Genomic DNA, 13,445 nt, shown 5'->3' on the forward strand with positions numbered 1-13,445 from the left:
TCCGATGGTCTTAAAAAAAGAAATGGCCTCAATCGGATTAATTCCAATTGAAGCCAATACCGCTAAAGGTATCCAATCAAAAGCAGTAAGTAAAGATACTAATTCCAAGTATAGTAAGCTAGTTTCAAATAGTCAAAAAACTGTTTTTAACTCTTCTATTATTGACAATTTTGGTCAACTATTCCACATTATTATAAAAGGAGGTAGCAATGATTGATACATTGCATATTTGGCTTCCAATAGAACGAGTTGGTAAATTAGACCTAGACCTTTTTGCAAAGAATTTGCAGGGTATAGAAAATATACAAACAGAGTTTGGAGAGCTGAAAGTTAGAGGAAAGCTAAAAAACTTGAATGTTTTACTTACTTCAACAGGTATTAGTATTAAGGGTAGTTTACCCAAATTCTATCAAGGCAATAATCTGAAAGAACTAAGCATCAGAGAGATAAAATCAGCTATTAATAAAATTGAGGATGATCTATCTGTACCGATTTCAAAAGCAAAGTTGACTAGAATTGACATAGGCTTCAATTTCTCAATGAAATACGAACCAAAATTCTATTTTGATGGATTAGGAGAAAAATCCCAAATGTTTAGAGGCTTAGTAAATAGCACTTCATTATATTACAAGAACAGTTTGAAAACTATGAATTTCTATGATAAGAATAAAGAGTTTTATAAAACTACTAGATTTCCTGAATGGTTCAAAATCGAAAAAAACCTACTAAGATATGAATTAAGGATAAAGCGAAAGTTAGGCAACGTCTTTGAGAATCGTGAAGTTTTGGTATCAGACTTATTTGACGAAAGATTTTGTAAAAAAATCATTACTCTATGGGCTAAGTACTATTTTCAGATAAAGAAAAACAACTTAGTCGAATTTAAACCAGAACTTATTTCAGCTATAAAAGACTATGTTGATTACCTTACCTTCATAGGCATTTTTGAAATAAGGGAAAAGATACCTAGGGACATTCAGTTACTTAAGTCAATAAGTGCATTTCATAGTATAGAGTACTATTCAAGACTATTGGCAAAGATAAATCTCATTGGATCTAACGAAAAAATATCCCACGAATCTGAACTAAATAAGGAATTAGATTTAAAAATAAAAGGAATTTTAAGAGAGTGGGGAATCGATAAATTCCAAAATTAGGATTATTATTTCTTAGGCTTAGCCAAGATTGAGATAAGTAAACCTAGCCCTACGATGATATCGACCAAACTCCAAATTTGTCTCCCCAGGACAACTTTAAAGAATGGTTGAAAAAGTAGGGCTAGGCCTATAAAGATAAATGATGCTATTTGCGAATCTTTTTTGTGGGCATGATAAGCTAATACTGAAAATCCCAAAAAACCCAAAAATCTCACTAATTGATAGTATCCATAAGGCAAATTAAACAGACATGAAAATAAGAGGATAGTTAAAACAATTTTAATTGGTATTTCTTTGATATTCATCTCTTTTCAGATTACAAAATAAATAATTTTAAGATAAAGATATGATTGAATACTCGTTTAGTTAATATATTTGGCAAAAACTTGCCTATGAATAATAAAATAATGTGGAAAAGCATAATTAGATGGACTCTATTGATACCAACATCAGTTTTAAGCGGCATAATTACTAATATTTTGATTTCATTTATGTTGAAAATAGGATGGGGGGTTCATGGAGAACCTTACTTCCTTAAAGAATTTACCACGGAAATTTTCTCACATTGTGCTTTTACTATTGGCTTCATATATGGTGGGGTTTGGATTGCTCCTAAGCATAAGGAAAAGACGTTATTAGTTCTTGTGTTATTTATTATTTTGCTTTCAATATCAATTATTATTTTTTCTTTAATTTATACCACTACAAAATTCTTTTCAATTATTATAGCTTCTAATGTTTCAGCAATTATTACTGCAATTTTAATATTTAATTCTAGGATAATAGAAGATTTAAAGTAGAAAGCAGCTAATTACAAATCAATTAAATTGATAGTCAAATGAATAGAAATACAATAAAAATCAAATTTTTAAAATCAAAAGTTAAAAAACTTGTATCAGAACTTAAAACCAGAGTCTTGGAACATAAAATGGGAGTAATGTTCGATTTTGAGGAGAGGGCAAAGGATGACATTAAATTCCTTAATACCATAAAGAACCTTGTCAAAGAATATGCGAAGTTAAAAGGAATGCAGTTCAAAGACTTCATTGAACAAACCCAAAATAACATTGGCAAAGAACTTGGCCAAAAGAATTCTGATTATTTAAAAAGGCTATGGGATGAGATAATTATTGAAACCATTTTTCAAGAAAAAAAAGATGAACTTAATCTAAAACTAGACGATGAAAGAATTAAAAAGGAGATTAAAGAAGAAACAGAAAAATTGTCAGTTCCCAAATATTTAACTGAGCTTTTAAACACTAATTTAAATTACTTTGAAGGTGATGATTTACTGGAAAGTTCAAACTCAATTAAGTCCAAACCATCTGGTTCTGTTAAGAAAAGGAGTTTTGACTCTAAAAATGAGTTAAAAGATAGAAAAAAAATTAGGCTTATATTTTTAACGTCTGGCATATTATTAACTAGCTTCTTTTTAAACGATCCAGAACTTGATGTCATTTTTAAATTTCTTTTATGTTCCACATTTATTTGGATAGGTTTAAAACCTTCGGCTAAAATTCAACAAGGGCATAGATTTTTCTTTTTTTGCCTAGCAGTTTTCTTCAACCCTTTTGTTTTATTAAAAATTTCAAACGAGACCTTAAGATTGACTGAGGTAATTATTTCATTTTTTTTAATTTATCTAAGTTTTAATTATTTGGAGTATTGGAAGCTTATTTTTAAAAGTAAGTTCAAAGCTTTAAAAGTATTTGTTCTATTTATAATTGTTTCATTCTTAGTTGTATTAGTAGGAGTAAGGTTTCAAGAGATCAATAGGATGCATAGTAGATCAAAAATGAAAACAAACGATATGACAAAATCTGATATTGACAAAATCCGTGAGACATTATTGAATAAATAATATTATTTCTTTATGCTTTAGATATTAACCCTTCCGCATTTAACGAATCCTTAATATATTATGAATTATGAATAGAGTTAAATTGAAATATTTAGAATCTGGAATGAGATTTTTTTTAACTAGCCACAATAAGGATTTAAGACTTGGCGAAAAATTTGTTCTATTAACAATTATTAGGCTATTGGAAGAAAATCAAATCGTCTCTAAGTCTGATGTTTGTAAAGAAAATAAAGTAAGTAATAGTACAACTTATGCTATAATTAGAGCATTGGAATGTAAAGGTTTTGTAAAGTCAATTAGACAAAATCAATATTATTCAAAGGCTTTTATTTCAATATCCCCCAAAGGTTTACTATTTAAAAATAGCTTGAGAAAGGTTTTCTCAGATTAGCAGAAAAATTACCCTTTATGATAAAATTAAATGTGTAAACCCGAATAAGTGGTTATTACCCCCGTCTAAATACAAATTGAAAAAAAGGAAATTAAAAATATTTGAAGGGGTGGCCATTAAATTCGGATTTTCGTCTTCTATTCCCACTTGTACTGAAAAGTATTTTTCATAAAATACATGCAAAGAAGATTTTTTAAACTTCATGAGCTTTCCAGAATCAAATACAAATCAAGAAGACTAGATTTTAAAACTACATCACAATAATTTCAATTTTTTTGGGCGTCATTAGGCTTTCAATATTTATTTACTATAAATTTAGTAGCCTACTATACAGCCTACTGAAAAGAAAAAACCCCAAATACTGAACGTATAAGGGGTTCTATGTAGCGGGAACAGGACTCGAACCTGTGACCTTCGGGTTATGAGCCCGACGAGCTACCAACTGCTCCATCCCGCGATATATTTTTATTATTTCAAATCAATCTTTTGTGGACTCGAAACCGTGTCCGCCGCGGCGGATATGAGCCCGACGATCCGCCGCGGCGGATCCATCCCGCGATATATTTTTATTATTTCAAATCAAACTTTTTTCGAACTCGAACTTATGTCCGCTGCGAATGATGTGATTTCGGGGTTCAGAAGTCATAAATCCCTCTCGGAATATTAATTTATGACTTCAGAAATATCACTAAAGTGTATTTGAGTATATAATTTCCTGATTTAAATCAGCCTTTTACTGATATCGTGGTACAAAAGTAGAAGTATTTTTTATTAATTCCAATTTTTGCTTGATAAATTTTGAAAAAACAATGGCTTTCTTTGAAGAAACCTTTAAGTTCTTTACAATAAACCATCTCCACTTTCCACATCTTCAATGGCTTGATGTAAAAAATCATGGAATGGTTTCATAACTTTAAAAACAGACAATGTCTTTTCTTTAAATTCTCCAGACTTAATTTCTTTATCAGAAAGGGGAGTAGATACTATAAAACTTTTGAACCTCAAAAGATCTATATAAGGGTGATCTGAATCATAATCTCTTGGGCTCGTCTTAAGTTGATCTCCTTCGATTCCTGAAAACCAACTTTTGAAATCTGGATTTTCTAGGATGTCAACTAGAAGGTTTCCTGAGTAATCTATTTCTTGCCTGATTTTTTTCAAGACTTCCGCTGAAGGCATCCAGACCCCTCCTGCTATAAAACTACTCCCAGGCTGAATATGCAAATAATACCCTGGCCCCTCAGATTTTTTACCCCCAACTGCAAAGTATGCAGCGAGGTTAGTTTTGTAAGGTGCTTTGTTTTGTGAAAAACGAATATCTCTGTTCTGTCTAAAAACACAATCTTTTGGTCTCAAATTTGCCATCCCAGGTTCCAATACTTTTATTTCCTCCAGCATTTCGTTGACTTCTTGGATAAAGCCATCTTTGACGCTCAGGTAAAGAGCCCTGTTTTCATCCATCCATTCTTTGGTATTGTTTTCTGAAAGGTCTTTAAGGAATTCTAGGTATTGTCTGCTCATGGCCTGTGCTGTTTTCTGAATTTAAATTAAAATGTATATCTGCAAAGATACCAGTAACCAAGTCATATTAGGGAGTTCCAAGATTCATAAATTAAAACTGGTATTCCGATCATCAAATAAAATCGACCAAACCTTCTAGCTTCATACCTCTACTACCTTTGATCAAGATAAGATAATCTTCGAATTTGGAGTCTTGAAGCCAATTTCTAAATGAAAAAGGATCAGGAAAATACAAGCTCTTCATCGGTGCTTTTGACAAAGCAGATTGGATGTACTGTCCTGTAAAACAAATTTTATCAAAATCGTATTCTCCCACTAATTCCCCTAGGCTCATATGCTCAGATGCTGTGCTTTCGCCAAGTTCATACATATCGCCTAGGATTACCATTTTGTGCTTTTTCCCAGTCATTTCTCCAAATGTCCTGATTGCTACTTCCATACTTGATGGGTTTGCATTATAAGCATCTAGAATAATTAGATTACTTCGCTTTTCGATCAATTGGGAACGCATATTTGCTGGCTTATAAGTAACTATCGCGTGTGCAGCATCCTCTATAGATACCCCGAAGTATTTTCCAACAGTAATTGCTGTTGCTATGTTACCAAAATTATAAGAACCGATCATGGCACTCAAGAAAGACTTATCCATATTTTCTACTCTAAATCTTACAAAAGGATTGGCATCTATGAACTCTACCTCACAAAAATCACCTTTGGATGGGTACAAAATGGGATTTGCAAATCTCTTGGACATATTAGCTAGAATCGGATCAAGTGTATTGATAAAGACTACACCATTACTTTCTCTCAAATGCTGAAAAAGTTCAGTTTTTGTCTTGAGTACACCCTCAGGCCCACCCATTCCTTCTAAGTGGGCTTTACCTATGTTGGTAATAAATCCATGAGTAGGTTCTGCGATATCGCAAAGCTCCTTGATATCTCCAGGCTTGTTGGCACCCATTTCCACTATGGCAATTTCTACATCTCTGCCTATAGCTAACAATGTCAAGGGTACACCGATGTGATTATTCAAATTACCCAAAGTAGCAGAAGTATTGTACTTCTTTTTAAGAACAGCGTGTAGAAGTTCCTTGGAAGTCGTCTTCCCATTGCTACCTGTAAGCCCTATCACTGGGATATCAAGCTGTCTGCGGTGATGATTGGCCAATTGCTGAAGTGCCGTAAGCACATCATCTACAAGCAGGTACTGATCCTTTTTTGAAGGCACAACAGCCTCCTCATCTACGACCACCCACGAAGCGCCCATTTCGAGAGCTCTGGATGCAAATTCATTTGCATTAAAATTCGGTCCTTTGAGTGCAAAAAACATATTTCCCTGCCCTATCTTCCGTGTGTCTGTACTGACACCTGTGGACTGGAGGAAATGCTGGTAAAGGGTAGCGATACTTATCATGATTTCTAAGATTGAAAGCTAAAATTACGGTATTCGTGACATCAATTTCAACAATACATCGTTAATTTGAGGAAATGATTTTCAATATTCGAACTTCACAAGATGTTCCGTCCCAATTTTGATCATGGAAAATAATATCAAGTCTTTAAAATGTATACTGGTCTGCTTGATTTTACTAAGTATTTTTTTTGGTCAAATGAATACCTATGCTCAAGCGGCATTCGAGTATGACCAGTCTATTGCCATTGAAAAAGATGGGAGCATACTTCCTCTTGGTTGGGCGGGAGGTCTGAATGCTGCGCAGGTGCAGACCATGGATCTTAATGGAGATGGTGAGGATGAGCTAGTCATTTGGGATATCAATTCTAGACAGGTATTGGTTTTTCAACAAGTGGATGGAAATCTTCAGCACCTTCCAGAAATGTCTTACTACTTCCCTACTGAAGTCAGTGGCTACTTGGTCTTAGCCGATTTTGATGGAGATGGGAAAAAAGACCTATTCACCAGCAGCCCTTTCGGCATTCGGGCATTCAAAAATGTTAGCCCACAAGGTGCCAGCTTTCCCAGTTGGGAACTTGCTCAGAATTTCCTTCGGCTAGACAACAACTCTAACTTACAAGCCAACAACTTGGATATCCCTCTAATCATGGATGTTGACGGAGATGGTGACCTTGATATCGCAACATTCAACTTTGCCTCAGGAGATTTTCTTGAATTTTACAAAAACACTTCCATGGAAAGAAAGGGTATCGCAGATATTGACGGATTTGCATTTCCAGAAGTAAGATGGGGCGGATTTGAGTTTTGTGATTGCGGACAGTTCAGCTTTGGTGTGACATGTGCGGGGTTTCCTATGGGAAGGACTGTAATTGATGAAGGCAAAAGGATAGAGCATGCAGGCGGGCATTCGGTGCTCTATGCAGACTTTGATGGTGACGGGGTGATGGATCTACTTATGGGTCAGGATGAATGCAACTCCTTATATTACCTCCCCAACAAAGGAACAAATGCCGAGCCATTTTTTGACGAATTCTCAACTTCTCTACCTACAATGGGAGATCTACCTGTATTCCCTGTTTTTCACACAGCACAGATCTGGAAAGAGAAGTTGCTCATCGGCACCAACTCATCTTCTATAGCCGGCCCTTTTCGAGCAGACTACAGTAACAATTTTTTCTCTATCTCATTAAATGGAGGATCGATTGATCCATTCCTTCAACATGAAATGGTAGATTTAGGAGAAAATTCACGCCCCTACTTTAGAGGAAATCAAATAAACGGATCACTTATCTTAACTGCCAATACTTTAATCAATGATGTCGTGATCGGTAGAGCCACTCGTTTTGTAGTTATTGATGGTAGATGGCAGCTCTTAGAACAAGATTTTGCCAATCTATCTAGGCTTGACTTAACTGATTTGCAACTGATGTCACACAGGTCGAGCAGAGGACAAGATTACCACTGGCTTGCCGGTACAGATACCGTTAGTTTTTCATTGGTCAAAAAATTATACTTCTCATCTACAGCAGATTACTCTAGCCTATCTGAGATCAATGTACCAAGTGTAACTCCAAGACCTTTGGATCATTTTGAGTTTTTTATTTATCAAAACCAAGACTACATGCTGATGTCACGACAGACAGGCGAGCTACTTCTTTATAGCATCAATTTTGAAAACAATTCACCGCAATTCTCATTAATTGAAAACAACTTTTTAGGATTTCAAGACAATCCATCTGCTAGAAACCTGACCATACACATCGTTCAAGGTCAAAGACCTAGCTTGTATGCAGCAGATCAAAGAGGGAGGTTGTTCTGGATAGCAGACTTTATGAACCATGACATCCGAGAAGAAGTATTGGTCAAAGTAGGTGAAGAATTCAGACCACTTCGGCTAGGTAGAAATACTTGGATCACTACTGTACCTGATCCCTTTGAGAACTCCAGAGACCTATTGCTAGGCAATACCGCTGGCGGAATTAATTATTTGAAATCATCAGAATCAAGCGAAGAATCCTCAAGTAATTCTTTTCTTGCCAAGGTGTTTCCCAATCCTACAAATGGTCCGTTTACAGTTTTGATTAATCAGCATGCTGAATTGAATCTCATCAATAGCTTAGGGCAAACTTTGATGCAAGGTAAAATGGTAGAAGCTAATAAAGAGGTGCTCATCCAGACTAAAACACTATCGCCTGGAGTTTACTTTTTGACTTTTAGATTAAATGATGGAAAGTATCATAGCAAAAAAATAATTATCCGTCCTTAAACAGACCAGTATCCGTACTAGAGGGTAGGGACAATTACACAGTAGATGGTATGTTTTGATGATGCTACTTTTATGAGCTTTGGGAGAAAAAATAAGTCCCAACGAAAACCATTTATCAATCATGAAAAAGATCATCTTATCCGTAGCAATGCTGAGCTTGTCAGCGGGATCGCTATTTGCTCAAGAATTATTCGATGGATTTGGAGCCAAAGGATTTTACAACAAATCCTTGAAAAATCAAGATTCCTTTTACATCCCTCAAATGCAAATTGGCTTTGAAACCTATGTGGAAACAAAGCAAGTAGAGAAAGAATCAAAACTTAGCGCATTTGCAAATAACATGGCGGCTCATAGTAAGGGAGGGCAGTATGGTGGAAGACAGTCTAGCTCAGCAAGAGTTACCACTATTCTGAATGCAGGAATGGAGCTATCAGATTTTCAAGCTCTTGCCAATGATTTTCATCAAATTCTGGAAAATGAAATAGAGAAAGCAGGTCTAAGCATCTTGAAGATGGAAGATGTAGATAAACTAGACAGTTATCAAAAAATAAAGGAAAAGTATTCAGATAAAACTGACAAAAAGCAGAGTAAAGCTGATCCTAGTGATATTGGATTTGGTACAATCAAAGTTTATCCAAAACATACGTTATTTATGTTTGATGAAAAATCAGTAATGAAGGGTGGAGGACCTGCCTTTTATGGAATGTTGAAGAAAATCCATGCCGAAACCAACGCAGGGATGATATTACAAAATCTTACGATAGATTTTTCTACGGTGGAATTGGACATCGAAATCGATGCTGGTACTAGAGGTAAAACTACCACAGCAGCAATGAAAATTCTACCTAAGATGAGAATCACCTACAATACTATGGACTTCATCACGCCAAAAGGAGGTCCAAATTCAGCACCTGCAAGTCTATCATCAGAATTTGTTTCAAGCAAAGAGTACACAGCCAACATCTACTCTGACAAGGAAAAAGCGGCTAGCTTATTCAAAAAGTTTTTTGCAATAAATGTCCCAAGTGTAGATTTTGATCCTAGGATCATTGAAATGAGCAAAGAAGATTACATTGCAGCCTCCAAAGACCTTTTTACCCAATACTCAAGAGAGTTTGCTAAAGCTTTGGTCGTTGGGACCAAAGGGAAGTAATCTAATTACTGACCAGAGCCAAGGCTTGCACCTTGGCTCTTTTTTTAGCACTCATATTAAGTTATTTCCATAAGCGAATTTGATAAGACCCACTAGTGAATTTGTCTTTGTCTTACGGAATATATTTTTCCTATGTGTCTCTACTGTCCGTTCGGAGATAAAAAGCTGCTCAGCAATTTCCTTATTGGAATATTCTTTTGCGATTAACTTTAGAATTTCCCTCTCTCTATCTGTGAGCATCCTTTCTTCTTGAGGAAACTGAAGGCTGTTGATAATGATGCGATTGATATCATTGCTTAAATAAATTTTGTTTTCTTTGACAGCAGAAATGGCCTGAATTAATTCCTTATGGCTGTCGTTCTTGAGAACGTAGCCTTGTATATCTTCTTTGAGTATTTCCTTTACCAAATGTGCCTCGTCATGCATGCTAAGAATGATAATCTTTGTAAGAGGGCTTATTTTTTTCACTATTCTTACCAATGCAAGTCCATCAATTCCTGGCAAATTATAGTCTGTGATCAGAAGTTCAACTTCATTGTTTTTGATAAATTCCAAAGCATTCTCGGCAGTACTTGCTAGTCCGACGACATGGATCGAAGTATCCTTTTCAAGCAAGCTCTTGATACCATCTAATAGAATTGCGTGATCATCTACAAGAAACACTTTCATTGTTGAAGATTTTTTTTCGAGTTTAAGAGATTGAAGGATCTTTGCAAACATTTCCAAAAGTTACATCAAGTAATACACTTTTGAAATCCGTGCTGGAGGGTATTTTATACAAAGGTTGGTTCATTTTCAAAAAAATCTTGTTTTACGATTGGTAAATCTATGATCAAGCTAGTTCCTTTTCTGTTTGGACAACTATCAAGATCAAAATCGGCTTTAATTCTATTTAGTCTTGATTGAATATTTCTCCAGCCATTGCCAGCGTTGTTCTTGAGAATATCAGGATCAAAGCCCTCACCGTCATCTTCTATCAAAAGATTCAGCTCATTTTCATGAAGAACCAGCTGAATTATAATTTTATTCGCTTTTGCATATTTGATCACATTATTTACCCATTCTTGAATGACTCGATACAAGGATATCTCTTGGATTTCACTGAGTCTACCTGACATTTCCTGGGTATCGATGATGACAGAAATTCTTCCCGAAAGATTGATCCTTTGAGCCAATTCCACTAAGGCGTCTTTGAGTCCATATTGAATCAGCGTGACAGGCATTAGATTGAAGGCGATGTTTCGTATTTCGGAATGCATTTCTACAAGGATCGATTCACTTTTTTCTACCATAGCGACCTGACTCTCCACTTCATGGGTGCTATCCTGCAAATTAGAGATATTCAATCTCAAGGCAGAAATCAATTGTCCAAAGCCATCATGAAGATCTTGCGCAAATCTTTTTCTTTCAATTTCTTGAGATTCTAAGGCTGCATGAATATAAGCTTCTTTGATTTCCAACTCTTTTTGTTGTTGGGCTAGTTGATTAGCTTTTTTCTGTCTACTTTGATTCAGCATATAAAGGCTTGCGATCAAAACAAGAATAACAGAAAGTCCAAAGATTAGAATTAGATTTCTCTCATTCTTTATTTTTTGTTCTGATAGTTCTGCTTCTTGAAGAATGATTTGAGCTTCCTTCTTTTCCGTTTCATATTTTGTCTCTATGTCTGCAAGTAGTGCTGCTTTGTCAAGATTAAAAATGCTATCTCTGAAAACCTGTGCATGTTTGACATTATAAAATGCATTTTTAAAATCACCTGTTTGCTGATAGATTTGACTCAGCACATCATGTGCTGAATGAAGACGCTTGAAGTCATTGAGCTTTTCAGCAAGTGCCAATGATTTCTTTGCATATTCCTCAGCTGAATTGTATTGTTTAAGTTGCAATTGAGCTTTGGCCATCGAATGGAGTAAAACGGCGTAATCGTAGTCGTTTTTCAGTTTGGAGCTGTAGATTTCTTGAGATTTGTTGTAGAAAAGAATAGCTTCATTAGGCACTCCCTTATCCATTTCGAGGTTTCCAAGATTAGTCGACGCTATGGCTAATGCTTTATAATCCCCCAAATGCTCAGAAACGTCCAAACATTTGGAATAATAAAAGGCTGCAGAATCCAGGTCTTTGAGATTATGATAAGTTGAACCCAAGTTCAAGTAGATTTTCTGAAGGTTGTGCTTGTCACTTGCCCTAATTTTGGTTTGCAGAGCCCTTTGGAAATATGAAAGTGCTTTATCATTATCTTCAAGGAGATAGTGAACGTTCCCTACTGTGAATAGCGAATTGCCAATCATCTTCTCATCTCGTAGACTTTCAGCAGTTTGAAGTGCAAGTGTTGCATATTCAAGTGATCTAGCAAAATCACTTTGATTCTGATAGACCATTGACAAGTTATTGTAAACTGCGGCCAGTCCTCTGAAATCCCCTTTGGCCTGATAGGCATCAGAAGATTTTGTCAAGTAATATATGGCTGAATCATAGGAAGAGCCTACCCAATGAACTACCCCGATGACTGTATAGGAATATCCCCTGATCCTAAGGCTACTTACATTATCCAGTGCTCGGATCCCTTCATGAGCGAGTGATAGTGCCTCTGGGTGGTCAGCATACATTTGCTGCCAAGCCAAATCCATCAATGCTTCTGCTTTTACACTGTCAGTAATAGAAGCATCAATGACAGACTGAAGACTATCAATAATGGCTTGATTTTGAGTATGGCCTTTGAAGATACTTAGAATAAAGCACAAAAATAAGGCATATATCCTTACACTCAGATATTTCATCATCTTGCAAATTTGAGTAATAGCAAGACAATATAGCTGAATTATTACTTTTTCCGATAATTTATTTTCTAATTATCGAGATTCAATAACTCTCGCTTTGATTTGGAAAATCTTTCGCTTTTACATCTTTCACATAATCTTCCACTGCCTGAGTCATCATCCCTCTGAGATCTGCATATTGTCTCAAAAATCGAGGCTTGAACTCCTGAGTGATACCTAACATATCATGAACCACCAGCACTTGACCATCTACATCACCGCCAGCTCCGATTCCAATCACTGGTATACTGACTGTTTCTGCGACTTTTTTCGCAAGTTTGGCGGGGATTTTTTCGAGCACTATGGCGAAGCAACCAGACTCTTCGAGGATTTTCGCATCTTCTAGAAGCTTATTAGCCTCCTCTTCTTCTTTTGCTCTGACCGTGTATGTACCAAATTTATATATTGACTGAGGAGTCAATCCCAAGTGTCCCATTACAGGTACTCCCGCACTGAGTATTCGCGTCACAGACTCTTTGATCTCAGCACCACCTTCTACTTTGACAGCATGAGCCCCTGACTCCTTCATGATTCTGATGGCAGATCTCAATGCTTCTGAACTGTTCCCTTGATAAGAGCCAAATGGAATATCTACTACCACGAATGCCCTTCTTACCCCTCTTACTACTGAGCTGGCGTGATAGATCATTTGATCCAGTGTGATGGGGAGCGTAGTCTCATGACCTGCCATCACGTTCGATGCAGAATCTCCAACAAGTATGATGTCTATTCCCGCAGCGTCAATGATACCTGCCATAGAAAAATCATAAGCTGTGAGCATGGTAATCTTTTCTCCACGACCTTTCATCTCTTGAAGGATGTGTGTTGTGATTCTCTTGATATTAGAAGACGGATGTACAGACATG

At 36.0% G+C, this 13,445-nt stretch carries 13 protein-coding genes and 1 tRNA gene; 7 read left to right on the forward strand and 7 right to left on the reverse strand.

Annotation, left to right across the window (positions count from 1 at the left end):
• The first annotated feature begins 4 nt into the window (after positions 1–4).
• Both MM214_RS13570 and MM214_RS13575 read left to right on the forward strand, forming a co-directional pair.
• Entirely contained in the window at positions 5–217 is a 213-nt protein-coding gene (locus MM214_RS13570) for a hypothetical protein (RefSeq protein ID WP_241296173.1), read from the forward strand.
• Positions 210–1,157, forward strand: a complete 948-nt coding sequence (locus MM214_RS13575; RefSeq protein WP_241296174.1) for a phage/plasmid replication domain-containing protein — start codon at positions 210–212, stop codon at positions 1,155–1,157. Before MM214_RS13570 ends, MM214_RS13575 begins: the two co-directional genes overlap by 8 nt.
• Before the next feature lie 5 nt (positions 1,158–1,162).
• On the opposite strand, the gene MM214_RS13580 is transcribed toward MM214_RS13575, so the two are convergent.
• Entirely contained in the window at positions 1,163–1,462 is a 300-nt protein-coding gene (locus tag MM214_RS13580; RefSeq protein ID WP_241296175.1) for a DUF6804 family protein, read from the reverse strand.
• An 87-nt stretch (positions 1,463–1,549) separates the two neighbouring features.
• On the opposite strand from MM214_RS13580, the gene MM214_RS13585 reads away from it, so the two are divergent.
• The 3 genes from MM214_RS13585 (at position 1,550) to MM214_RS13595 (ending at position 3,409) form a co-directional block, all read left to right on the forward strand.
• Positions 1,550–1,957 carry a hypothetical protein gene (locus tag MM214_RS13585; protein WP_241296176.1) on the forward strand — a complete coding sequence of 136 codons (408 nt, stop codon included), beginning with the start codon at positions 1,550–1,552 and terminating at the stop codon, positions 1,955–1,957.
• Positions 1,958–1,995: 38 nt separating this feature from the next.
• Positions 1,996–3,018 carry a hypothetical protein gene (locus MM214_RS13590; RefSeq protein ID WP_241296177.1) on the forward strand — a complete coding sequence of 341 codons (1,023 nt, stop codon included), beginning with the start codon at positions 1,996–1,998 and terminating at the stop codon, positions 3,016–3,018.
• A 67-nt stretch (positions 3,019–3,085) separates the two neighbouring features.
• Positions 3,086–3,409 (forward strand): hypothetical protein, encoded by a 324-nt coding sequence (locus MM214_RS13595; protein WP_241296178.1) that lies wholly within the window; start codon positions 3,086–3,088, stop codon positions 3,407–3,409.
• A gap of 384 nt (positions 3,410–3,793) precedes the next feature.
• Here MM214_RS13595 and MM214_RS13600 read toward each other — a convergent pair.
• The 3 genes from MM214_RS13600 to MM214_RS13610 form a co-directional block, all read right to left on the reverse strand.
• Positions 3,794–3,866: transfer RNA gene (locus MM214_RS13600), tRNA-Met, on the reverse strand.
• Between the two features lie 383 nt (positions 3,867–4,249).
• A complete protein-coding gene (locus tag MM214_RS13605; RefSeq protein ID WP_241296179.1) occupies positions 4,250–4,930 on the reverse strand; it encodes a DUF2461 domain-containing protein in 681 nt (226 codons plus the stop codon).
• 112 nt (positions 4,931–5,042) lie between these two features.
• Complete coding sequence (locus tag MM214_RS13610; RefSeq protein ID WP_376856846.1) at positions 5,043–6,341, reverse strand: UDP-N-acetylmuramoyl-tripeptide--D-alanyl-D-alanine ligase; 1,299 nt, start codon at positions 6,339–6,341, stop codon at positions 5,043–5,045.
• A gap of 127 nt (positions 6,342–6,468) precedes the next feature.
• Here MM214_RS13610 and MM214_RS13615 point away from each other — a divergent pair, with 127 nt between their 5' ends.
• Together MM214_RS13615 and MM214_RS13620 are read left to right on the forward strand one after the other, a co-directional pair.
• Positions 6,469–8,610: an FG-GAP-like repeat-containing protein gene (locus tag MM214_RS13615; protein ID WP_241296181.1), complete on the forward strand. Its 2,142-nt coding sequence runs from the start codon at positions 6,469–6,471 to the stop codon at positions 8,608–8,610.
• A 121-nt stretch (positions 8,611–8,731) separates the two neighbouring features.
• Positions 8,732–9,763, forward strand: a complete 1,032-nt coding sequence (locus MM214_RS13620; RefSeq protein WP_241296182.1) for a hypothetical protein — start codon at positions 8,732–8,734, stop codon at positions 9,761–9,763.
• Between the two features lie 51 nt (positions 9,764–9,814).
• Here MM214_RS13620 and MM214_RS13625 read toward each other — a convergent pair whose 3' ends face one another.
• The 3 genes from MM214_RS13625 to panB form a co-directional block, all read right to left on the reverse strand.
• Positions 9,815–10,432, reverse strand: a complete 618-nt coding sequence (locus MM214_RS13625; protein ID WP_241296183.1) for a response regulator — start codon at positions 10,430–10,432, stop codon at positions 9,815–9,817.
• 104 nt (positions 10,433–10,536) lie between these two features.
• Positions 10,537–12,543 carry a tetratricopeptide repeat-containing sensor histidine kinase gene (locus tag MM214_RS13630; protein WP_241296184.1) on the reverse strand — a complete coding sequence of 669 codons (2,007 nt, stop codon included), beginning with the start codon at positions 12,541–12,543 and terminating at the stop codon, positions 10,537–10,539.
• Between the two features lie 79 nt (positions 12,544–12,622).
• Entirely contained in the window at positions 12,623–13,444 is an 822-nt protein-coding gene (gene panB, locus MM214_RS13635; RefSeq protein ID WP_241296185.1) for a 3-methyl-2-oxobutanoate hydroxymethyltransferase, read from the reverse strand.
• Between the last annotated feature and the right edge of the window lies 1 nt (position 13,445).

The sequence above is a fragment of the Belliella kenyensis genome, assembly GCF_022549675.1.
GTDB classification, from domain to species: Bacteria; Bacteroidota; Bacteroidia; order Cytophagales; family Cyclobacteriaceae; genus Belliella; species Belliella kenyensis.